The organism is Paenibacillus sp. ATY16 (genome assembly GCF_003399985.2).
GTDB classification, from domain to species: Bacteria; Bacillota; Bacilli; order Paenibacillales; family Paenibacillaceae; genus Pristimantibacillus; species Pristimantibacillus glycanilyticus.
This window is the reverse complement of the sequence record NZ_NMOK02000037.1, coordinates 248,257-270,597: the sequence shown is the minus strand read 5'-3', so window position 1 is coordinate 270,597 and position 22,341 is coordinate 248,257. Positions and strand designations below refer to the sequence as shown.

The window sequence follows — 22,341 nt, the reverse complement described above, 5'->3', positions numbered from 1 at the left end:
ACACCCCTTATTCACTTGCGTACCTCAATGACGTACACCGAGTGAGGCTTCAAAGTAAGCATGGGCTTGCCATCTTGGAATTTCAGAAGGCTCTCCTGTGCTATAACGGCTTCCGGCTCAAATACATCGTTGATTAACTCATAATCATTGCCGGAGAACTCCCATATTGCCGCCACTTCGGAGTCCGCAAACGAACCGATAGCAAGCTCAGCGTCAACCGCTGAAAGCCCGCGATTAACAGCAAACAAAGTTAACACGCTGCCGGATTCATCAACACCGGCTGCCACATCAAGCGCCGGCAAAGCACCTGGCTCCAGCCCAAACCGCTTCGAGCCGGATGGCCAATCGAAAGTTGGACTGTCCGTATGCACTTTCAATACACGAGAGATGTCGCGATTCGCGTAGGCTTTCATCACATGGAAGGTTGGCGTGCCGTATACCGTTCTGCTGCGACCGCTCCATCCCGTTTCTTTGCCCCGGTACTGATCCGCATAGCAATCCCCAACCCGAATGCATCCGCCAAGCCAGCCGTTGACCAGGTCGGAGTAGCTGCCGATTTCGATCAGATGGGATTGCCTGATAAATTCGTTCAAGTTTGCGGCGTTGGCTACCGCGGCCTCCAGCGTATGCTCCATCGGGCGCCCTGCTCGAATCGTGTTCGGATAGTACATCGTGTTGTACTCCGTGATCGCAAGCTTCACATGCGTGTAGGCCGGATTGCTTGAAATGATCTCTTCCGTCTTGCTGATTGCGGCACGGCTTACCTCAGGGAACGACATCACTGCCGGGTACCGTTCTTCTTTCGGCGTGTCAGGCGTAATTCCGACCGTGCCGAAGCCGTGATAAATATGCAGCGTCAGCATGTCCATTTTGTCCGCCGAAAGGCTGAGCACCGTACGGTTCCATTCGGGATCGCAATCGCCGCATGCCAGAAGCACGATATCCGGATCCACCGCTTTCATCGCATCCGCAAAACGGTTATACCGATGCGCGAATTGCTCCGCCGTGCAATGCCCATGCTGCCATGGTCCGTAAATTTCGTTCCCGATCTCCCAATACTTGACGCCATAAGGCTCCGGATGGCCATTTCGAGCCCGCAGCGCGCCATATTCCGAGTCTACGCTGCCGTTGCAATATTCCAACCAAGCCGCTGCTTCCTCAGGTGAACCCGTTCCCGCATTGACGCAGATTAAAGGCTCCGTCTCCGTATCCCGGCAGAACGCAAGAAATTCATCCGTTCCGAAATATTTGTTCGTCCAGCCGCCCCATGCTTCGTTAATCATGTTGGGCCGTTCCAGTACGGGGCCAATGGCATCCTCGAAATGATACGCGCTGATGTAATTACCCGCCAGACGCATCATTCCCGGCTTTAATTGTTTGGTCAGCTCTACGACTTCCCGTTTTACGTATCCTATGCTGTCCGAAGGAAGCATCGACACATGATCCAGCCACAGCATGCCCGATCCCATGCCGTCACGCCAGGTTTCTTCCTCCGAGTAGAGCAGAATACGGAACTCCGCCTTTTCGCACGAACGGCCAGGAATCAGCTCCAACTCATATTCGTTCCATTTGTGTCCCCGCAGCCCAACTTCAGTGCGGCTCAGCACCTCACCGGACTCACGGTCGACAATCTCGCAGACGGCAGCCCGAAGATCCATAGCGGCACGCGCTACGATGCTTACGCGATAAGGAAGTCCGCCCTCGACGCTGACCTGTTGTCCGATTCCGCCGTAACAGCGGTCCGCGCTGAAAATCCGAATACGCTGGCTATGGCCGGAATGCCGCGGAGCTGCAGGCTCCAACGTATATTCCGTATTCTTGCCATTGGTTACGGCATACCAGCCTGAGGATACGCCGCGCGTATCGGCTTCGTCCTCAAAGTCCATGTCCTTCAGCGTAAAGGCTAACATGGCATCCATATGATCGCGAATATCCTCCACGAAATGGCCGAAAATATAAGGATTCAAGCGGTGCTTGGAAGGTGCTTCGGTGTTTACGGTAACTAATGCCCTTTGGTTCATACGATTCTCTCCCTCAACTATCAAACTTCCGCCTATTCTTTCCTTGCGGATGTGGACTAGATTTCATATCCATGATAGTGTTTTCGTAGGCAGATGAACATAGAGGAAAAGGAAGGCGAAGTGAGGAAAATGGACATGTCACATGCGGATGATAACCGTGCGCAGCATAAGCATGGCGATATCCATGCACTGCCGTATTCTCCGAATTTATCGGTATACATCCCGATGATCGGAATGAATATTTGCGCGCCAACTTATATGAATATTCGAAAAAAAGCAGATATTACTGTGCTTGGATATGTGATAAACGGACATGGAGAAATTCAGGTGAATTCGGAGAAGCATCGCTTGGGAAAAGGCGACGCCTTTATTTTGAGGAAAGACAGCAAGCATGAAGTAACGGCCTTGTCGGAGTCAAGCGATCCATGGACATATTATTGGTACAATCTCCACGGCAATAGTCTGCCGCTCCTCGAAACCTTCCATTTGCTTCATACCTCGTATATCCCAAACGCTGGCATTGAAACTTTGTTCTTGAAAGGCTTTGCTGCCGCGAAACATAAGGCCGAAGATGGCACTGACACGCAGACCGCCTTAATCCTAAGCATTACTGAGATATTAATTTCTCTGCAGAAATCCGTGAAGCAGGCCGCCGAATATACTTCCCCAATAATGGGACGTATGAAGCTTTATCTGGATCAGCTGGTCGGTGAAACCTTCCAATCGGAGGATTTTGCCCAACAAATGGGATTGTCCTTCAAGCAGCTGAACCGTATCTTCAAACAGCACACCGGCAGCACCGTTTATCAATACGTGCTGGCGCGCAAGCTGGACATTGCGAGAATGATGCTGCAAGACACGGAGCTGCCCGTTAGTGAAATTGCCGTACATCTTGGTTATGAGGACCCGCAATATTTCTCGAACCTCTTTAAGCAAAAGACAGGCATAGCTCCTACGCTATACCGGCAAAAAGCCAACGATATTCACTAGTTGCCGCGAATCGCCGCCCGGGATAATTGATCCGCCGATTTGTTCTCGGAGCTTGGAATCCACATCATAAAAAACAGCTCAAATTGCTTCGTCAGCCGAAGCGCTTCTTGAAGTAGCGGCGTAAACTTCTTGTTTTTCACAAACTCGATCTCAACAGCCCGGTTTACGAATTGGGAATCCGTCCGGAAGGATACGGTCTTATATTCCTTGCGGATACATAACTCAAGAGCGAGAATAAAGGTGCGGAACTCCGCTTCGTGGTTGTCCATTACCCCTAACGGAATGGAGTGCCGTTCAACCTCCCCATTATTCTTGATGAAAATGCCTGCGCCGCTTGGCCCCGGATTTCCGGCGCTGGCACCATCCAAATACACTTCAATCATAAAACCTCTGCCCCTCGCTACAGCTAAGAATGAAACTACTGGCTGTCTTATTAACCGCTTATGACATTTATTAACGCGACGTCGAGATAATTGATCCATTATGATCCAGGGTTCTAAACACAAACCCTGTTGAAATACCGGGATCTAATACCTGATAGGTTGCCGCATACCCATTCGTTATTAGCCGAACAATCCCCGGCGAATAAAATTAGCGGTCACAGGCGCCTTTCCTAGTTCTCTCGACCATACGGATAATTGACCCATATGGTGTATTTCATGAGCAATGACATGCCGCATGATTTCCCCGTATTTGAAGTTGATAGGCTCTCCATTCGGGTATACATCGGACAATACCTTCATCTCCATGTCATCGGTCCATGCGGTTACGAACGACCGGACTTCTTCGTGGAATCGATCCGAAAGCTCCATGACCTGCTCAAGACTGGCGTAAGACTCGAATGGTTCCGTGAAATCGGGTTTCCCTTGCAGAGCGCGGAGCCAGCTGTATTCCACATCCGCAACATGAAACAAGGTATGTAGAATCCCCCCTATTCCTCCAGTCCGCCTCTTCAACAGCTCTTCCCGGGAGACGTCCCGGCACCATTCGAACCAATCCTTTCGTACCTGCCAGTTATACTCGAATAATTTCAACATGAATTGTCCTCCTATAGTCAACTATAATTAGCTGCATTAATTATTTTACTTTGATAATTTCTCGAAGTAGTCAACGACAACCTCGCGAAAGGATTGAGCAGCCCGCGATACATAACGGCTCTTATGCCATAACAAAGCGATTTCCCTCACGAGCTCGTTTTCTTCTACCTGTAGATAAACAATCTGTCCGTTTTGATTTCTAGCCGTACCAGGTATAAACGCAATGCCGATTTCGGCTTCCACAAGCGCATTAATTCTCGCAGGCTCATCACCTTCATAGACAAACTTGGGCTCAAAGCCGGCCTTTTTGCATATGGAGTCTACCAGATCACGGGTACCGTAACCCTTCTTTACTCCAACGAACCATTCCTCTTTCAGCTCGGATAAGGTTACGCTGCTCCGCCCTGCCAGACGATGCGATTTGGGAACCGCTACAAGGATAGGATCCCTATATAAAATCTGGCATTCGATATCTTCTCCTTCCAGGGACGGCGAAGACAAGCAGAAATCAATATCTCCCCGATGAAGATGCGCCACCATCTCCCGCGTCGTCAGCATTTGCACGTGGAACTGGATATTCGGCTTTTTCTTTCGGAACTCTCTGAGGATATTAGGCAGCATACTGGCCGTGTTTACGGCAAGTTCAATCGTGCCCTGTTCCGAGCTGGACAGATCGTTCAGCTCCTGCTTGCCCTGATCCAGCTCGAACAAAGCCCGCTCAGCACGCAGCAGGAATCGGCTTCCCGATTCGTTCAGGCGCAGCTTCCTACCTACCCGGTCGAATAAAGGCACGCCTAAGTCCTCCTCCAAACGTTGAATCGTCTTGCTAAGCGATGACTGCGTGACATGCAGATGCCGCGCGGCTTCGGTGACATGCTCCAGCCGGGCTACCGTCAAGAAATATTGCAATTGCAGAAGCTCCATGAAATTCACCATCCGTATATTCCTTTAAGTCCATGAAATTATAACATGAAATGCGTTGGAATAAATGATGCACTTCACGTACGATGAATTCAAGATAAATCGAGGAGTGACTTTATTTGAATACTCGCAACAGATGGTTAATGATTGCCGTCGGATTAGGGATCCTGCTCAACCCTTTAAATTCGTCAATGATATCTGTGGCAATCGCAAGGCTTCAAGAGGATTACAAGCTTGATTTCACCGGGGTGTCCTGGATTATATTTTCTTTCTATATTGCGAGCGCTGTTGCCCAGCCCGTGATGGGCAGAGCCAGCGACTTATTCGGCCGAAGAAATATATTCCTGTACGGTCTTGTTGTTGCCTTTCTAGCGTCGCTATTAGCGCCATTGTCGCCAAGCTTCGGCTGGCTGATCGTATTCCGCATTATTCAATCGATAGGCACAAGCATGATGGTGGCCGTAGGCATGGCTATTGTCCGTATCTATATAACGGATAAACAGGCTGCCGCGCTGTCCGTTCTGTCCATCTTTTTATCCGGCGCGGCAGCTATTGGTCCCTTTGTTGGCGGCATGCTCATCCACTGGTGGGATTGGCCGGCAATCTTCTTCGTCAACATCCCGTTTGCCATAACCAGCTACTTGCTGGCGTGGAGAACTATTCCCAAGGATAAACCGGAGACATCCCCTATCCGCGGCCTTACCATCCGCAAATGGCTTGATCTGATCGATGCGTCAGGGATCCTGCTGTTTACCGCGGGACTGGTTGCCCTGCTTGTTGGATTATTGTCCGCAAAGTCTACCGGCCAAGTCTCGCTCAGCTACATCGTTATCGGAATGATTGGGCTGTTATCGCTGGGGGCTTTCGTCAGACATGAGCTAAAAGCAAAATCCCCTTTTATCCCGTTACGGACTATAGCCCAATACCCGGCGATGACGTGGGTTAATGTTCAATTTATACTCGTGAACATTTTGTTCTACTCTTTATTTTTCGGATTACCGTCTTATTTGCAGATCGTTCGGCATGTCAGCGAATTCCACACCGGCATGCTGATGCTAAGTTTAGGCTTGTGTTCACTTGTTGCGTCCCCGCTTGCAGGCAAATGGATCGACAAATCCGGCCCTCGGCCCGCTTTGTTCGTGTCAGCCATTCTAATGGTGTTTGGTTCCGTATGGATCGTGACATTGAATGAGAGCTCGCCCGTTATAAGCGTCTGTATAGCCTTAGCTGCCTTCGGAATAAGCAACGGATTGAACAGCGTCGGTATGCAAACGGCATTGTTCGACAGTTCTCCAAAAGAAATCATTGGCGTAGCTTCCGGCTTATTTAATACCTCCCGATATCTCGGCACTATCATTTCGTCCTTATTGACCGGCATTGTAATGGGAGGAGAATTCAGCTTCGCCGGGTTTCGTATCCTCGGGATTATTCTAACGATTATTGCCTTAACTTTGGTCCTGATAAGCTGGCGGCGAGCTCGTTCCGCGCAATTAAAGGAATCGAAGGCCTAAGTGCTAGACCGGATCGACCGGTGCATGGCGGCATTTGCTTGCCTGCTCATAGGCATAGGCTAACTTGAGGAGCACCGGCTCGCTGTAGGCGGTACCGACAAACGTAATACCCTGCGGACCTTTGGTCGTGTATCCTCCTTCAGCGATAATGCCGGTCTCTGCGTAGCCGCCAGGGACGGTAATGGCGGGATAACCCGCGCGCGCGGAAATATCGAGCCCTTCCTCGTTACCGAGGAACAGCAAGGCATCCAGCTTATACGCTTTGATAGCATGGTCAATTCCTTGCTTCCGCGCGGTTTCATGATTAAGCCTGAGGCTTTCGAGATATTCCGGCTCGGTTAACGTCCCGCTCGTTTCATTCGACCAGATCAATACGTTTTGCCCGTATTTGAGCGCCGTATCGCGATGGGCCTCATTGTACTCGATTAGTTCGTCTAAAGTCCGGATGAATGCGCCGCTGCCGGCTTTGGCTAAATAATCGTTTAGACCCTTTTTGAACTCGTAACGCATTACATCCCAATCCCATTTCGCATTCTCGCAAGGCATAGTCACGGGATCCACGATAACGGCCCCAAGTTCAGCGCACAAAGAGATTGCACGCTCTAAGATTTCGGCTCTCGCCTCGTCAAGTCCCTGATAGTAATGCCGCGGTATACCTATTCTCGCGCCTTGCAAGCCTTGTTCATCCAGGAAGCTTGTATAATCCGTATGCGCTGTTCGGCCAGCATCGTGCATAGCTGCATCTGTTGGATCCACGGCTGTCATAGCCCCCAACAAAATCGCGGCGTCCCTGACCGTCCGTGTCATTGGACCGGCAGAATCTTGGCTTTGAGTAATCGGGATAATCCCTCTCCGACTGACAAGACCTATGGTTGGTTTCATGCCAACAATGCCATTTTGCGAGGAAGGGCTGATAATGGAGCCGGATGTTTCCGTTCCGATTGCAGCCACGCATAGATTAGCTGCTACAGCCGAGCCCGACCCAGAGCTTGAGCCCCCTACGAACAGCTCGCCCGGTCCGTAAGGATTCAAGGTAAGTCCGCCTCTGGAGCTGTATCCCGCCCACATCGAGCCGGACATAAAGTTCGCCCATTCCGTCATATTAGCCTTTCCGAGGATGACGGCGCCTGCTCCTCTTAATTGCTCGGCCACAGCTGAATCCGACGGGGCAACATGCTCCGCGAGAGCTACCGACCCCGCACTGGTGTGCATCCGGTCTCCCGTATCGATATTATCTTTAAGCAGAATCGGAATACCGTGAAGTGGTCCTCGCGCACCAAGCGCCAACCGTTCCTTATCCAGTTCCCGCGCAATGGAGATGGCATCGGGATTCACTTCGAGTACGGCTCTTAAAGTCGGATTTATCCGTTCAATCCGTTCCATATACCATCGTACGCATGCTTCTGACGTTAATTCGCCCGCTTCCATCGCCGCTTGCAACGAAGAAATATCGGCTTCGAATAATTTTTCGTTTATCATTTCATTCATACAGATCCTCTCCCGGGCTTACATTCTCCTCAATAGTCTACCATTTGTAACCAAATGCCGGTTGGTAAAAATCATCTATAGTTGTGTTTTATTTAGATCGCATAGAACACTCTTTGGCCGCTTAGCAACGGCAGACAGATATGATCAATCAGCCCGGAAATATGATCTTCAATCCAACTTAACTTATCGGGTTGGCTTAATACAAAGGTGTAGTAGCCAACGATCGCAAGAAACATAAAAGCTTCTAACTGAGCGAGATCCATACTTCCATTCATGCAGCTGCTGTAGCCGGCGAGCAAGGCATCCCGATGCTTGCTCTCAACGAGTAAAGCGCCCATTGCGAGATCCATCGCATAATACCCATATCCCGACAAACCGAAATCAATCATTGAAATTCCTTTGGGAGAACGGATCAGGTTGCTGTAATTGATATCCGCATGAATTAAGCCCCAAGTTTCGGGAGTCGTTTCCCATAAAGTCATCCATTCGATCATCAACCGCATCGTCCGCTCGAGAATGTGAAAATCTTTGCCGGAGAGAATCCCCCGCTCTTCTCCGCCCCGCAATTTCAGGATCATGGAATGAATCCATTCCGTTCCATATGCCGGCCGGATACAAGCCGGTCCCGCCTCATAGCTTTGCGAGAATCGATGGAGCATAGCGATTCGAGTACCCAGGGTACGGGCTTCTTCCTCGCTGTTCATCTCTTGCTTTGACAAGACATCGCCATCAATCCATTGCAGGACGGTACAGGGGATCTCTTCTTGACCGATTGGAATCATAGTGATTAGTTCCCCGTTATTATTGACAACCGGAGTCTGTACAGGCAGATCGGAATGCGCAGACCAAGCGAGCAAAAAAGCGAGTTCAGAGCGGATTGCTTCCGGCGTGGTCTGAGTCCCTTCCATATTGCGGGCTATCGGCTTATGAAGCCGCAGCAAATAATGGGCACTTTTATCCGTGATCTTGTAAGTCATATTCTCGTTATGCCGGATAAATTCAAACGCCGCTTCATCAATCGAGTAGGCTCGTAAAGCCACTTCCAGAAAACTCTTATCATCCATGAGAGATTCCTCCTCCTTTAGAGCTGCAAAACGGTTATCTCTTCGTCATGGAGGACCTCTTCGCTGTCGCGAAAGCCAAAGCTTTCATAAACCTTCCTGATGGCGTATTTTCCTTCTTATACGGAATCCAGCAATAACGAGCCGGTCCTGCCGGGAAGGTGCGGATAAACGCCAGTATTTTCGCCATGGCTTCACGCCCGTATCCTTTGTTCTGATACTTCGCGTCGATCATCAGACGCAAGATGCAATAGCTGTCTCCAGCAAAGGACGGAAGATCATAGCCGGTTATTTTATACGTAATCATGACGAATCCGACAGGCTGCTCATCCGCGTAAATAGCAAACGGAAACGGAGCTCCCCCATTGGTGGCAAGTACATAACAAGAAGCTACGCTTGAGAGATTCGAAGCAACATATCGTTTCTGATCTTCGGATACCTCCAGATTAAAGATGTCACGACGGTTATCCAACGTAATTTTTCGTAGCGTAATCATGCTGGGCTTCCTCCCTTTCATTTAATGCGGCCGCTTTATTACGATACAATTAATGCCAAAAAAGTAATAGACTTATGTTGAAAAATTATGTATTGTATTATGTATCCATGGCATTTTTAGGTCATCTCATAACACAAAAAAATGACAGTCAGCGTCTGCCGACTGTCTTTCTTATTCCCTAATAAAGTCCCCGAACCCGCCCTCACCGCGTTCATACATCAGTACATGGTAGTTACAATTATAAAAATACGGCCTAGTTGCGTGCTACTCGCACTCTTGTTACAATATCGGGCTAAATCATGATGTTTTGCAGGCATGGCCCAGCACCTGCATCGGAGGTCCAACTACCCGTTGGCGGGTTGTACTCGCCTGTATGATTTCGGTTACCGACTTGATTAGTTATCTATTAAATCCGTGCTCCAATTTTTCTCTTGAATCTTAAAGTCCAATTCCCTGTATTTCCTCGATAGCTCGTCAACCTCGCTTTGGAGTTCGGAGATCTCAACCGTCGTATAATATTTCACTTCTTGCCTCGAGTAGCGCTCCTGCCGAATGGATGCCGTGCCGAGCAGTTCATTTAAAATATTGCGATGCTGCATGATCCGATCACGTTCGGCCAATGCTTCCGCCAATGTTGCGCTGGCATCAAAGGCGCTTAAAGAGTTGGTCTTGTTAATCTTCTTCACCCAGACAGCCAGCTCTTCGAGCGTCTTCTTCAGTTCGCTCAGCAGCTCCGCGGGTGATTCCGCAGGCTTCTCGCCTTCTTGAACCTTTATGACTCTTTCCAGCCGTTGCTTAATCTGCGCTACTTTCCGCTGGCAGTCCGCCCTCAAAACAAGCGCTTCCGCTAATCTCATCGCCTGCCTCCTCTATGAAAATGACAATTAATAGTACTATATCAGTAACTGCATGTATTTTCCAATTTATTATTCAGCCTTCAATCCATCAAAACCCGTCAATCAATGATTTCCCGTTCGTTATCCGCTCCCAGCTATCCTTCAGAAAATCCCGCGTCCAGTCGTCAGGTTGACCTAAATCCCAGCTCCTATGCATGCCTACCAGGACGATAATGTCCCGAAGCCGCAAGAATAACCCGAGCTGCTCCTTCCAATTGCGGGGCATTTGACGGCCATTTTCCGTATAGCCCCGTTCAAAATGCTTCATAAACAGCTCGTATTGTTCTTTTCGTTCCAGCTTCGAATCTTCTCCAAACACATAGAGCAAGTAATAGAGCTGTATCGCAATATCTTCCGTATACCAGCTGTATTGGCATTCGTCGAAATCAAAAAGCGTCATTTCGCCTGCCTCATCAATCGTAAAATTGCCTGCATTGATATCGCCATGGATAAGTCCGAATTGCTCCGGGGTTTCGGGCAGTCTCGCAAGTTCTAATTTCATTTTTTGGAGCGCCTGAAGAATCGGTTGATGATCTTGCGGCAAATAGTCCACTGCACGGAGCAGATATTCATTCTTTTCCCATGTATGTCTTTTGCATGCACCAGTTGGCCTATACGATCTGGACAGTTCATGAAGACGGCCGGTAATACGCCCGCATTGCTCATACAGGGAGGGATTGCCCAAACATTCGGGGTATCCGATCTTGCGACCCTGCGCATAAGTAAACGAACTCGCGTAGAACGAAATTCCGTTCCCATCGATTTGTTCGAATGGTTTCCCTTCCATCGAGTTAACCGGAACGGATACGGACAATTCATGCCGAGCCAAATAACGAACCCATTCCAGTTCGGCCGATACTCCATCCTGAGAACGAAGCGTGCTTGGCGTGAACCTGAGAATGTACTTCCTGTCCTTGCGGCAATAGGAATAAATAAAATTTTGAAATCCCCCTATAAGCGTCAGCTCTTTTGGGTCAACTCCAAACCTTGCTGCACCCTCTTCCGCATATCCTTCCAAAAACAAAGCTTTAATCTTCGGGTCCATGAATTTCTCCCTCTCGTATTAACCGATATGCACTACGGTGTCTCCGCGCCGAAAGGCACTCGGAAGTCCCGTTTCCAGCAGCTTCAGCCTGCGCAGCATATGCTCCTGCGCTTCTCCGTCCATCTTGGCGGTTACCCATTCCTTCAGCTTGCCGATCTCCTCCAGAATGGCGGGAACATCTTCATGCTCGACATCCGTCCCGCCCTGGAATAATGCCGTCCATTGGAGACCCAGTTCTTCGGTTGCCGGTTCCCAGTATTGTTTATAGAATGCTTCCGTAGCAACCGGCAGCATAAATGCACGCTCGAATTCATCTTCAGGATCGAGTATAAATGCGCTGATCGACATGTCTATTTCACTCCAAATCTGATTGAGAATGTGTAATCGGGAAACTCCTGACGAAGCCTGTTCAAGCTGTTTTCCGCGGCGGCTCGCAGCTCCGGCGTGTCTCCGTCAAGCTGAAACTGAAAGCGGCGAATGCTTTTAATATCTTCCAAGCTCGGGATCTCGGATGTTCCGTCAGGCGTCGTGCGCGTGCCTACAGCCTTTTGCATCAGATTATTAATCCGGGTCTTGGTTTTCTGGTATAGCTGTTTATCCGTGAACTGCTGAGGCGTCTGCTGCGGTTTGCCGGTTTTCGGGTGAATACGGTTCAAGCCTTCGGCTGATTTCGCTTCATAGAAAATACCGTTCTCAACGTCGATGCCGTCGAACTCGCCCAAAGCTCCGTTTCGGCTGTCATACAGTTCAACGCCTTTGTATTTGGCCTTGCTCCAATGAACGTAATCTTCCTCTTCCGGGCTCTTGGAAGACTCCTTCTCTTCCGGATTGCCGCTATCAGGCTTCTCTTTCGGCCCGTCAACATCCGGCTTTTTATGCGGGATGTCCGGTTCAGGCTTGCTCTTGCGCTTCAGCAGCTTCTCCAGCCATTTCTCAAGACGCTCTCCGCCTTTCTTAGCCAAGCGTCCGAAAGGCACTCGACTGAGAGCCAGCGCAATCAGCGCGGCAGCGGCGTTCTCTGGGGTAAGCAGCCTCTTCGGATCTCGAATGTCCTTCGCTATTTCATGGCCGCTGGCAGGAATGCTTATCGCGGTAAAGGCAAAGCCCAGCGCCGGCCAAAAGCCCACAAACAGAAGCGCGAGAGAAAAAGCTCCTAGGAGAATCGCTCCTTTTTCCCTTAAGCTGAGACGGTCCCACCAATTCTGCAGCGAATCGAACATACAGGAGAAGCAGGCAGAGGGTTCAACCTGCATATGTCCCTGCCAATAAGCAGTAAAGCCCGCGACGATGCCCATGCCTAACAATAACAAAACAAGCGCTGCAGCCACCCTGTGGTGATGCAGCATCCTTATGCGTAATTCCTCTTGAACGGATACCGCTTCGGCATTCCCATAGAGCAACGAAAAACCCATCTCCCGCCGTTCCCGTGTCAAAGCCATAACCGTGGAAAAGTTTTCCCTCTTTGCGAAGAAGGCTCTCCACATCTGAATCATCTCGCTAAGAGGGTCAAGAAATCGTTCCCCTTCTATCATCGGAAGCTGGCTTCTTACGCGGTTAAGCGCGATGTAATCAAGAACAATGCCCAATAACAGCATCAATAGAAAAACATTTTTCGTATGATACCCGCTGCCAGTCCACTCGCTTATCGTCAAGAACCATTCCGGCAAAGAATTTTGCCCGTTATAGGCGGCGTGATCCAGAATGGACCATGCCAGCAGGAGCGCAGGCAAAGTAAAAATCCAATGGGTCAGCCGTTTGCGGTATCTTACCCCAAGCCCCAACCCTAATGCAACCATTGCCGTATGTACAGGGTGACTGACGGTCATGATGGTCGGGAATATGCTTTCTTCGAATCGGCCCGGAAACAACGTCCATAAATCCCAGTGGATGGTTTCGCCGCCCAGCATCGTTGTGCTGTATCCGTATGTCCGCCCGATGATCCCGGAATTTAGCCATCTTCGGCATAGCTCCTCCATCAGCTGAAAGCCCACCCCGGATGCCGCTCCGGCTAGCGTATAATCGCTTAGACTCATGGCAGATGCCCGCCGCGAGAATAATAAATACAAGCCAAGAGGAAGCAGCTTCCATATTTCCTCCGCAATGGGAGTAATAACCGCTTGTGACCAAGTGTCCGATGTACGGCCTCCTACCAACCCATGTACGCCCATCAGTGTCCATGCCGTGACTGGGATAACAAGAAAGATACCAAGAAGCATAAACATGGCCGTCTTTTTCCAGGTAAAGGTCTTGCTGCGGCATAACAGCCAGAACTGCAGCAGCACGTAAAATGACCATAAATATTGAACCAGCATCGTACGCGAATCGCGATACAGGAATAATCCCGCGATAAACAGCAGCAGCGATATCCAGCACCAGACCGCATAGATCTTTGTCAGCCAAGTATATCTGTTAGGTATTTCCCGGACGAATCGGTACACTGCTTCCGCGTAATCTCTAACCACGCTTCGAATCCGCCATATCGTATCCGTATTCATCACTCCTTACCCGGCCTCCCCATGAACGCCGGCTAATTCCCTTCCCAAATCATACTCGATTATTTGGTCCGTGAATCATAAATAAGAAGAAATTAACTAAAATTGGACTTTGTTCCCAATTACAACGCGATACGATCGGGATTACTTCCCCCACGCCATGAAATCCTCTCCGCATTTCGTCCGGGTTATGGCTAGATCCGTATGTCTAGTAACCGTTGAACCGATTTCGGAGGACCCATTGCCTTTGACGCACACGCATATCTTATCAATCGGAGTACGCTCTCCGGCTGCGTTTACCCGCCTGCCAGTCCGTCATCAGTTCTAACTTTTATAGAACCCCTCTGAAGCACAAATACGCCAGCCCCGGCACAACCGGGAGCAGGCGTATTTTACGTTAGTTACTCTTTTAACGCAGCATCTCACGCAGTCTGGATAACTCGAGGGTTGCATGCGGGTTAAAATCTTCTGATTTCGCATACTCGTATAAACTGTTCAGGAACTGGCGTCCCTCTATTGTTTGTCCTGCTTGCTCGGCATCCACGGCACAGACTAGCAGGCTTCCCGCTCCAACCTTGCATTCGAACACCATTCCAAGCTTATGGTTGCGTTCGAAGTTATCGATGGTTTGTACCATGGGCTGCAGAGCCCGATCCGTACCGTCCAAAATAATGGAGCGGGAGTTTTCCACAATCTGGCGCCATGGCTCCGTGGAATGCATCTCGGACGGGAACAGCTTAAACAAGGGATGCTCCTTATCGATCAGCAGTCCCATCGTACCAACAGGAACCGGCTTGTTCATGCTCTCCGAGATTGACCGGAACATCGGGTAACACCAGAAATCCACGCAATACGTTCCTTCAATGGCATTCTTCAAATGCTCAGGAGTTGGCATGATGACAACGCGTTCTCCCTTCTCAAGCAGCGCGGCAACTTCTTCGGTCAGCCCGTCGAACAGGTTTAAACCGCTCTTGTCGGCTTTAATCCCGTCCGGATAAATCCACAGGTCATACGATTTCCGGATATCGGTGCCGGCAATGCGCAGCTGGAGGGATATCTTCGTCATCGTCCGTACATTCGGCATGCTGAACGAAATCCGTCCGATATCCACATAGTCCCCTGAAAAATGGGCCGAAGCAATCGCTTCCCCGCTGGCCAGTTCCGTTTCCCCTGCTGCCAATGCCCATTCCAGCTTAAACCCGGCAAGAGGTTCCGGTCTCAGGTAACGAAGCTCGATCAGAGCTTCGAAGGATTCCTTCGCTTTGTAATTGTACTTTGCGAACCTAGCCAGTAGCACCGCATCCGAACAGAAGGTCCGCCATTCCTCGGGAGATACAAGCCCCTTGGATTCCATAAACGCATCCAGCACGCCAACAAGCGCGGTTCCTTGCCCGCTGAAATCCTGCAGGTCCAGCAGCTGGAAGCCAGCCAGCTGCTTTGTGCGGAATGCGGCTTCCAGTTCTTCCTTGTAGCTGTCGACCGCAAGCTGGCCGGAGGCAGCATGGTATTTTTCCTCGAGATGGTCCAATCCCTTTTCTTCCAGCCGCTGCTTGAATACCTCAAAGTTACGCGCTTTAAGTGGACCTGTGTATTTGGCAATCTCGTTAAAGTCGGGATACGTCTGATATTGTCCGATTTCATGGGAAACAACCGGAATATGCGGTATGAGTTGGCCGTCGGCCGCATCCGCTTCAACGGTTTTCGCTTCCGTTCCGTACTGTATCTGGATCACTCCGCTTTGCCCGGAGGCTTCTCCGATAATCCCCATGCCAGGTTGCGGCAGGATCGCATCATCATAATCGGTCAGCGTACCTTGCGGTCCAAGCTGTACATGTCCTTGCGGAGCATCGCACATCGCGTATGAACCCCGGATCAGACGGTCGCGGGAGAAACGGACGCCGCAATAGAAATCCTCATGCTCCAGAATGACGGGAACAAACTGAAAATTATTCGAACCTTGCGTATACAGCGGACGACCGTCGAACGCCTTGTAATCTTTTAAGATGCCGTCAATGCGTTCCTTGCTCCCCCACAGCTCATTGCCAAGCGACATCATGACAAAGGAAGGATGATTGCCGAAAGCCTTCAGCATCCGGTAGCCCTCTTCAATCAGGTACTGCTGTTCTTCCTCATTATGATTATCGTAGGACTCGTCCGTCACGGTGCCCCAGAACGGCAGCTCCGGCTCCATGTAAATGCCGAGCAAATCCGCCGCTTCAAAAGCCGCTTCAGGCGGACAGGCGGTGTGAAACCGATAGTGGTTGATTCCGTAAGACTTGGCGGTATTGAGTACCCGCAGCCATTCTTCTACCGTTGTTGGAGCAAAGCCGGTCAGCGGGAAAATCAAGCCGTCATGCTTGCCGCGCAAAAAAGTTTTTGCGCCGTTAATCGTAAAGGAACCGCCCTCCGCTCGGAATGACCGCAAGCCGAAGGTCGACTCATGTATGTCCGTTGTTACGTCATTCTGTTGTAATTCGAGCTTTAGGTTATACAGATTCGGCGACCATTCGCTCCAGAGGAGCGCTTCTTCTCCCAGCGGATAACAAAGCTCGAAATCCCCGCCAGAGACGTCGTAAGTTCTGGCCTCCGCTTCATGCCGGCTAACACCGTTTGCGCATACCGCTGATACGCTGACCGTTCCTGCGGATGCGCCCACCAGCTTGGCCTTGACAGTTACCGACCGATCCGGAACATTGGGGTATGTTCTTACATCCTCCAGGAATGCCGTACCGTAAAACTGCAGCTCCAAGCGGCCCGTTATCCCGTTCCAGTTGGTCTGCGTGTCCCTCGACGTCATGTGCCCGCCTTTGGTCGGATAGCTCGTATTATCCACCCGGACCGTAATCGTATGGGCGCCCTCCGTCAGCGGCTTCTTTAATTCATACAGATGCGGCGCGCTTAAGCTATTCCGCGTCCCCAGCTCATCACCGTCGATCCAGACCGTTGTTACGCGCGTACGCTCGAGGTAAAGCTTAACACCGACTCCTGCAAGACCTGCCGGAATATCGAATTTACGGGAGAACCAAGCCCAGCCCTCGAACACATACTCATCAGTGAGGCAATCTACGTTTACGCTTTGATTACGCTTTCCTTTTCTGGCATGCGAGGTCGTTCCGGGTAAAGCAATGGTATCGTTAAAGGGCTCCTGCAAGCCTGTTTTTTCTTCGTCCATCTGAAGCTCCCAAGTGCCTTCCAAGTTGATTTTTGCAATCATCGTTACTCATCCTCCATACCTAACTGCTCGAATGCGACAACTATAGCACAACCAGTCCGGTCAAAATACCGCATAAATTAGTAACGTTTTCATAGCAGATTTACACCGGCATTACTCTAAGTACAACGATGCTCTCACCTAAAAGAAGCAACAAAAAAACGCGCACCAACCAGCGCGGTTTTTTTGTTTACTATACAGCTAACTCGTTACTTTCCTTCGCTTACCTTCCAAGCATTTCTGAATCACGGTAAGAATAGCCGAGCTGTGCAGGGGCTTGCTTATATATTCGTTCATCCCCGCACTCATATACCGCTCCCGGTCGCCAACTAGCGCGTTAGCCGTAACGGCAACGATGTACGGCAGGTTACCCGGTTCAATGGTCTTGCGCAGAATTCTTGAAGCTTCCATTCCGTTCATAACCGGCATCTGTATATCCATAAATACGATATCGTATTTCTTCCTGCGGACCTCTTCCACAACTTCGGCACCGTTGGATACCGCTTTTGGTCGATAGCCAAGCTTCTCCAGCATGCGGATTAACACAAGCCGGTTAACCTCGTTATCTTCCGCGATCAGAATGGATAGCTCCTCCTCCGGCTGCGGTGCTTTTTCCGTAATGGATTCATGTAAGGGAATTGCCGGCAGCAACTCGGCTTGGATCAGAATATGAAACCTGAATATCGTCCCTCCTCCAGGATTGGGCTCGCAGTAAATCTGGCCGTCCATTAATTGAACGAGCTTACGCGTAATGGCAAGCCCTAGACCGGTTCCGCCCTCCTGCCTCACCATAAAATGATCCGCTTGATAGAACGGCTCGAACAAATAAGGCACCTTGTCCTCCGGAACTCCTATCCCTGTATCCTTCACGGCAAAATGAAGTCTGACGTACTCGCCTTCGGCCTCGGCTTTGTCTACGGAGACGCCGATAGAACCTCTTGGCGTAAATTTGATGGCATTGCCGATCAAGTTCAGCATAATCTGACGAATCTTGAGTGAATCGCCAATAATATTTTGCGGAATTCCAGGTTTGATGCATACTTTGAACTCCAGGTTTTTTTCCATCGCCTTGGGCATTAAGGTATCAAAGGTTTCCGCGATCGCCTCGTTTAAATTAAAAGGCTCCACCGTTAATTCCGCATTGCCGGATTCCACTTTGGAAAAATCAAGAATATCGTTAATAATGCCAAGCAGCGTGTCTCCGCTTTTACGGATTATCGTCACATACTCCTTCTGCTCGTCATCCAGCGGCGTATCGAGAAGTAAATCCGTCATGCCGATCACTCCGTTCATCGGAGTACGTATTTCGTGGCTCATCATCGCCATAAATTCGCTTTTTACCTCATTTGTTCGTACGGCCGTTTCCTTCTCGATCAGCAGCTTTTTCTGTTCCGTAATGTCTTTGATCAGCAAATAGAAGCCGATACTTCGGTTATTTACGATAATAGGCGCGATCGTAACGAGAACCTCTAAATAAGATCCATCGACATGCAGAAGATGGTTGATCGAGCTTTCAATCTCGGTATACGGTTCATTATCGGCCAGTATGCGCGCCAGACTGTCCTCGCCGATAACGCTGGCAATGCTTGTCCCGATTAATTCCGATACCTGACGTCCGGTCAGCTTTTCCGCCATCACGTTACCGCCGATAATCTTGCCCTGCAGGTCGAAGGAGATAATCGTATCGTGATTGTATTTCTTCAGAGACGTATACCGCTCTACCGATTCCTGCAGCTTCTGCTCGGTCATCTTGGTTGCGGTGATGTCAACGATCTGCGCGATATAATACCAAGGCTTCCCGTCCGCGCCTTCTCTAACAAGCGAGATATGAAGGGATACCCATACGATATCGTCGTTCGTAAGCAGATATTTCTTCTCCAGACTAAATGTCGAGATTTGCCCTTCCAGCAGCTCCCCAAACTTTGAGCATAGATCGTCTGTGCCCGAAGAGAAAATGAGCTCGGTGGGATCCATCGTCAGCAGCTCCGCCCTCTTGTATCCGAGGATCTGGCATGCAGCCGGGTTAACATCAATCCATCTTTGATCCAGTGAGATCAATGCGATTCCAATCGGAGCATAATTAAAAACATGCGCGAACATGTTCTGTTGGTTAAAGGTTACTTCGTCCACGGTTAGTCCCCTCCATGTTCAGAATGTTATTACCCGATATTTACGCAAAAGACCCGCAAGCTGCGGGTCCTTGTTTAAATTTCTTTTATTAAGCCTCTGATACGAGGATTGAGCTCTTTAAGGACTGATTTAGTTCTTTCATCCGCTGCAGCTTATTGCGGGAGGTGTAGGTGTCTGTACGATTCGTATCGACAAACAAAACCGAATCCTTCGGCAGCTCGGGCAATTTGCTTCCCGTTAAACCAATCGTAATTCCCTTGTTCACGATGACGACCTTGGTTGCAGGGTTAAAATCAGGATGAATCGTATATTTGGGGTGTTTCGTGTTCTGAACCCGCCGCATCTTAATTTTGTTCAAGCTCATTTTTGCAACCCCCTTAAGGCGGAATGGATGAAATCAAAAATCATTACGTTGGAATGTGCCATCAGTATACCATTTTTTATATCATCCGTGTAGTCCACGTACATATTTTGGTTCCATTTTGTTTCTTCTGGGAAATGATAAGAGATTACGTACTCTCCAACCTTGTACAACAGGTAGAACATGCGCTTGGCTTCTGTATAGAACAACACCGGCTCGCCTTCAGCTCTTGTATTGTAGGTGAAAGATACGTAAGAGTTAGGATCGCTCACATGAAACGAATAACCGCCGGCCGTGTCTCCTGCGGCTTCTATGCATGACAATACGTCATTGCTATGCTGAAACAGACAGATCGCCGTACAATTTCGAAGCTTGCCGAGCGTAAGATCATAGATGCGCAGCTGCTTGATCTCCGCCCCTTTAATAATGCCTTGAAGTCTTGCCAATAACAGCCTTAGCTGTGACAGTTCCCGGATTTTGAGATGGTCCTTTACAACTTTCTGAACAAATTCGGAAAACTCCACTAACGCCGCAAGCGTATCGATACTTTCCATGTACTCCGCTTTTTTCGGGAAATAAGAAGCCCCTTCTCTTAAAATATCGCTAAGAACCGGCTTCCAATCAATGCCTACTCCAATTGGCATGTCCAGCATATATTTACCGTGTCTGTCGATAATGTCATAAAGCATGACCCAAATATACGGCTCCACTTCGTACTTGCTTGGAATTTCGGAGGGCTGAGCTTCCGCTGCCAGCTCGAGATGATCCATTAACTCGCGATTGGACGGCTCTCTGCGATGACTTTGCCTGTATCGTTCGATAAAGCTGTACACGACCCGGCGAACGGACATAAAGTACTTCTTCGTAATGGTAGGCTCCGCATAGAGAAACAACGTTTTTCCTGCGTTAAGAGCAGTTAAGAACTCCCGATGAGTGACCGTATAGCCGGTATCGGTCATACTACCGCCTTTATTATAAAGGAACAAGCAAAAAATATCGGATTCCCTGACCTTGTTCAAGCAGTGCTCTACCCCGCTCACATCCATCGGCCACGGCCCGAAAGTTCGCTCATACATCTCCGGCTGATGGCCCAGCAAGGTAAATTCTTCAAATGTCCGGTTTCTTAGCGGTGTCAGTGCATCCTGAGCAACGGAGCTGATAAATAGCTTTGTAAGATTAGGCATCAGTTCAAAGGCTCCTCGTTAAGATAGGAAATATTCCTCTATTATATCATATAGAGTATGGTTTTCTAATAGAGTCCCCGTACCTGTTCCAATCCCTCCGCAAGACCAAACAATGCCGGGATATCAGGCAGCAATCGAATGCCATTTCGCGCTGTGGGGAAAGAAAAAAAGTTCGACCGGTCTGAGGAAAACTAGTTTTTTTTCGGTCATTCCGGAAATTCAGGAATGTTCTTACCGTCAAAGGGACATGCTAGTATTCAATGTCTGATTAGCCGATGGCGAGGAAGGCTTGCGAAGTAAACTTTTAGGAGGATTATCCATGATTGAAACCCCTCACATTACAGCTGCAAATGAGCTGAAAACGGATGAAGAGATCCGGAAAGTGATGGCTTCCAAGGAGCCTGTTATCGTCTATCAGGACCGGATGCGGTTAAGACCGCCTCTTCCGATCATTGCCTACAACGACGATATGGTCAAAATCGCGGACGGGACAACGTTTCTCCGCAGCGTGACGCATTTCTATACGTTAAGCGATGAAGAGAAAGCAAAGTATAATATTAGCGAGCCGAAAGCATAAAAAAACGGCTGCCCAAGCATTCGCTTGCGGCAGCCGTTTTTTGTTATACGCATTAGAAAATAGTCGGAACCATTCCCCCATCCATCCGGATAGGCGAACCCTTAAACGCGGAAGCATCCGGGCTGCAGACGAAAGCAGCTAATCTGCCAATCTCGCTTGGCCTGATGAATCTCTTAATTTCCGATTGGGGAAGATTTGCGGCCATAAATTTTTTCTCTTTTTCCGCAAACGGGATGTCCTCATCCGAATACAGATGCTCGATAATCTGATGCACGTTTTCGGAAAGGGTTGGTCCCGGCATAATGGAATTCACCGTTACTTCCGTACCTGCGGTTAATTTGGATAAGCTTTTGGATAAGGACAATAACATCGATTTGGTCACCGCATATTGCGGCATTTGACCTGAAGGCATAAGCGCTTCTTCGCTTGCAATAAAAAGAATGCGGCCAAAGCCGTTGCCCAGCATTTCAGGCATATAGTGCTTGCATAAATCATGGGCTGCGAGCACATTCGTATGGAAGTATCGCTCCCAGACTTCATGACTGACGTCTTCGTAAGCCATTATTTCGTAAATGCCCGCATTATTCACTAGAATATCCGCTTGCGGGTGCTTCTCAAACAAGGCTTCCAGCTGCTTCCTATCCGTAAGATCGGCTGCCGCGTTTTGCGGAGTGGTTGCAGGGAATAACGCTTTAATCTCTTGTACGGTTTTCTCTGTCTCTTCTACGTTACGGCCGTTAATCAACACATGAACGCCTTCCCTTGCCAGCTCTATAGCAATGGCTTTGCCAATTCCTTTGGTTGAACCTGTCACCAACGCAGTCTTGTTCGTTAATCGCATATCCATATTCTCTGTCTCCTTTGTTGCTTGGGATAGAGAATATACTACCTTGTCCGGAGGGATAGGTAACTAGTCCCCC

Annotated in this window: 18 protein-coding genes and 1 pseudogene; 3 read left to right on the top strand and 16 right to left on the bottom strand. The window is 49.4% G+C overall.

Annotated elements, in window-relative coordinates:
* Window positions 1-11: 11 nt before the first annotated feature.
* Window positions 12-2,021, bottom strand: a complete 2,010-nt coding sequence (locus CFI03_RS21535) for an alpha-L-arabinofuranosidase C-terminal domain-containing protein (protein WP_248759455.1) — start codon at window positions 2,019-2,021, stop codon at window positions 12-14.
* Between the two features lie 135 nt (window positions 2,022-2,156).
* Here CFI03_RS21535 and CFI03_RS21530 point away from each other — a divergent pair, with 135 nt between their 5' ends.
* Window positions 2,157-3,011 carry an AraC family transcriptional regulator gene (locus CFI03_RS21530; RefSeq protein WP_248759453.1) on the top strand — a complete coding sequence of 285 codons (855 nt, stop codon included), beginning with the start codon at window positions 2,157-2,159 and terminating at the stop codon, window positions 3,009-3,011.
* Here CFI03_RS21530 and CFI03_RS21525 read toward each other — a convergent pair.
* From CFI03_RS21525 to CFI03_RS21515, 3 genes are all read right to left on the bottom strand, one after another.
* Window positions 3,008-3,394, bottom strand: coding sequence for a reverse transcriptase-like protein (locus tag CFI03_RS21525; RefSeq protein ID WP_248759451.1), 387 nt, complete (start codon window positions 3,392-3,394; stop codon window positions 3,008-3,010). The genes CFI03_RS21530 and CFI03_RS21525 overlap by 4 nt on opposite strands.
* Before the next feature lie 180 nt (window positions 3,395-3,574).
* The gene (locus CFI03_RS21520; protein ID WP_248759449.1) at window positions 3,575-4,048 is read right to left on the bottom strand and encodes a DinB family protein; all 474 of its coding nucleotides are present in this window, start codon (window positions 4,046-4,048) and stop codon (window positions 3,575-3,577) included.
* Between the two features lie 45 nt (window positions 4,049-4,093).
* Window positions 4,094-4,972, bottom strand: coding sequence for a LysR family transcriptional regulator (locus CFI03_RS21515; protein ID WP_248759447.1), 879 nt, complete (start codon window positions 4,970-4,972; stop codon window positions 4,094-4,096).
* 116 nt (window positions 4,973-5,088) lie between these two features.
* Between CFI03_RS21515 and CFI03_RS21510 the strand changes: the two genes are divergently transcribed.
* Window positions 5,089-6,480 (top strand): MFS transporter, encoded by a 1,392-nt coding sequence (locus tag CFI03_RS21510; protein WP_248759445.1) that lies wholly within the window; start codon window positions 5,089-5,091, stop codon window positions 6,478-6,480.
* A 3-nt stretch (window positions 6,481-6,483) separates the two neighbouring features.
* Here CFI03_RS21510 and CFI03_RS21505 read toward each other — a convergent pair whose 3' ends face one another.
* The 11 genes and pseudogenes from CFI03_RS21505 to CFI03_RS21455 form a co-directional block, all read right to left on the bottom strand.
* Window positions 6,484-7,968 (bottom strand): amidase family protein, encoded by a 1,485-nt coding sequence (locus CFI03_RS21505; RefSeq protein ID WP_248759443.1) that lies wholly within the window; start codon window positions 7,966-7,968, stop codon window positions 6,484-6,486.
* 92 nt (window positions 7,969-8,060) lie between these two features.
* Entirely contained in the window at window positions 8,061-9,032 is a 972-nt protein-coding gene (locus CFI03_RS21500; RefSeq protein WP_248759441.1) for a phosphotransferase enzyme family protein, read from the bottom strand.
* A gap of 17 nt (window positions 9,033-9,049) precedes the next feature.
* Window positions 9,050-9,525: pseudogene (locus tag CFI03_RS21495) on the bottom strand (GNAT family N-acetyltransferase).
* 395 nt (window positions 9,526-9,920) lie between these two features.
* Window positions 9,921-10,382: a DIP1984 family protein gene (locus tag CFI03_RS21490; protein ID WP_248759439.1), complete on the bottom strand. Its 462-nt coding sequence runs from the start codon at window positions 10,380-10,382 to the stop codon at window positions 9,921-9,923.
* 88 nt (window positions 10,383-10,470) lie between these two features.
* Window positions 10,471-11,466, bottom strand: a complete 996-nt coding sequence (locus CFI03_RS21485; protein WP_248759437.1) for a phosphotransferase enzyme family protein — start codon at window positions 11,464-11,466, stop codon at window positions 10,471-10,473.
* 18 nt (window positions 11,467-11,484) lie between these two features.
* Window positions 11,485-11,814, bottom strand: a complete 330-nt coding sequence (locus tag CFI03_RS21480; protein ID WP_248759430.1) for a hypothetical protein — start codon at window positions 11,812-11,814, stop codon at window positions 11,485-11,487.
* Window positions 11,815-11,816: 2 nt separating this feature from the next.
* Window positions 11,817-13,961 (bottom strand): PrsW family glutamic-type intramembrane protease, encoded by a 2,145-nt coding sequence (locus tag CFI03_RS21475; protein WP_248760104.1) that lies wholly within the window; start codon window positions 13,959-13,961, stop codon window positions 11,817-11,819.
* Window positions 13,962-14,367: 406 nt separating this feature from the next.
* On the bottom strand, window positions 14,368-17,172 hold the full coding sequence (locus CFI03_RS21470) for a glycoside hydrolase family 2 TIM barrel-domain containing protein (RefSeq protein ID WP_248759428.1): 2,805 nt from the start codon (window positions 17,170-17,172) through the stop codon (window positions 14,368-14,370).
* Between the two features lie 198 nt (window positions 17,173-17,370).
* Window positions 17,371-19,299, bottom strand: a complete 1,929-nt coding sequence (locus CFI03_RS21465) for a PAS domain S-box protein (protein WP_248759426.1) — start codon at window positions 19,297-19,299, stop codon at window positions 17,371-17,373.
* Window positions 19,300-19,387: 88 nt separating this feature from the next.
* Window positions 19,388-19,663 (bottom strand): hypothetical protein, encoded by a 276-nt coding sequence (locus CFI03_RS21460; protein ID WP_248759424.1) that lies wholly within the window; start codon window positions 19,661-19,663, stop codon window positions 19,388-19,390.
* A complete protein-coding gene (locus CFI03_RS21455) occupies window positions 19,660-20,844 on the bottom strand; it encodes a DUF4062 domain-containing protein (RefSeq protein ID WP_248759423.1) in 1,185 nt (394 codons plus the stop codon). The genes CFI03_RS21460 and CFI03_RS21455 overlap by 4 nt, the downstream gene beginning before the upstream one ends.
* Before the next feature lie 319 nt (window positions 20,845-21,163).
* Between CFI03_RS21455 and CFI03_RS21450 the strand changes: the two genes are divergently transcribed.
* Window positions 21,164-21,421 carry a hypothetical protein gene (locus CFI03_RS21450; RefSeq protein WP_127498925.1) on the top strand — a complete coding sequence of 86 codons (258 nt, stop codon included), beginning with the start codon at window positions 21,164-21,166 and terminating at the stop codon, window positions 21,419-21,421.
* A gap of 52 nt (window positions 21,422-21,473) precedes the next feature.
* Here CFI03_RS21450 and CFI03_RS21445 read toward each other — a convergent pair whose 3' ends face one another.
* Entirely contained in the window at window positions 21,474-22,268 is a 795-nt protein-coding gene (locus tag CFI03_RS21445) for an SDR family NAD(P)-dependent oxidoreductase (protein WP_248759422.1), read from the bottom strand.
* Window positions 22,269-22,341: the final 73 nt, after the last annotated feature.